Annotated in this window: 1 protein-coding gene; it reads right to left on the reverse strand. The window is 66.4% G+C overall.

The features are described from left to right. Window positions 1-79: 79 nt before the first annotated feature. The coding region (locus tag AAC083_RS21935; RefSeq protein ID WP_146181763.1) for an HAD-IC family P-type ATPase at window positions 80-1,064 on the reverse strand (985 nt) is incomplete at its 5' end.

The following is a 1,064-nucleotide window of genomic DNA, read 5'->3' on the forward strand; positions in this document are numbered from 1 at the left end:
ATGGCCTACTTCAAGATTAGCCTTTCAACACGTAATTGGGACAGAGCCTTGTATATGGGTACTTCGCTTGCGGGCTGGATTAGCGCTTGCGTAGCAGGCGCAGGGCGTTGGCCGTCACCAGCGCGGTGGCGCCAGTATCCGCGAGTACGGCAATCCACAGGCCGGTGAGGCCGAGCAGGCTGGTGACCAGGAAGATGGCCTTGAGCCCCAGCGCCAGTGCTATGTTCTGGTGGATGTTGGTCAGTGCCGCCCGCGACAGGCGGATCATGGCGGCGATGCCACCGAGCTGGTTGTGGGTCAGGGCGGCATCGGCCGTTTCCAGCGCTACGTCTGTGCCGCCGCCCATGGCGATGCCAATGTTGGCACGCTTCATGGCGGGGGCGTCGTTGATGCCATCCCCTATCATGGCGACCTTCTGGCTGGTGGCCAGCTTGGCTATCTCCTCGACCTTATCCTCCGGCAGCAGGCTGGCACGCCAGCCCATGCCGAGTTCGTTGGCAATTGCCTCGGCGGCGCGGGGGTTGTCGCCGGTCAGCATGATGCTGCGCAGTCCCAGCCCCTTGAGCTCCGCCAACGCCGCTGCTGCGTCGGGCCGGATCTGATCTCGCAGTGCCAGCAGGGCCGCCGGCGCTGAGCCCGGCTGGCCGAGCACGACCACCGTCTTGCCCTGCTGCTCCAGGGTGGCTATCTGTGTGTTGAGGGCATTGTCCAGCGAGGCAACCCGGTTCGGCGCCAGCAGTTGCCAGAGGGTGCCGTCGATGCGCCCCTCAACCCCCATGCCCGGGAGGGCGCGCAGATCCTGAGCCGCGGGCAGGCTCAATCCCTGCTCCTTGGCGTTGGCTACCACGGCCCGGGCCAGCGGGTGGTGGGAGCCCTGCTCGATGGCGGCGGCCAGTGCCAGCAGTTCGGCCTCCGGTCGGCCATTGAGGCTAACAAGCTCGGTCAGTTGCGGCTTGCCCAGCGTCAGGGTGCCTGTTTTGTCAAACGCGACTGTCTCGATATGGGCCAGTCGCTCCAGCGCGGCGCCGCCCTTGATCAGGGCACCTTGCCGGGTGGCCGCCGCC

The sequence above is a fragment of the Aeromonas sp. HMWF014 genome, from assembly GCF_963878295.1.
Lineage (GTDB): Bacteria > Pseudomonadota > Gammaproteobacteria > Enterobacterales > Aeromonadaceae > Aeromonas > Aeromonas popoffii.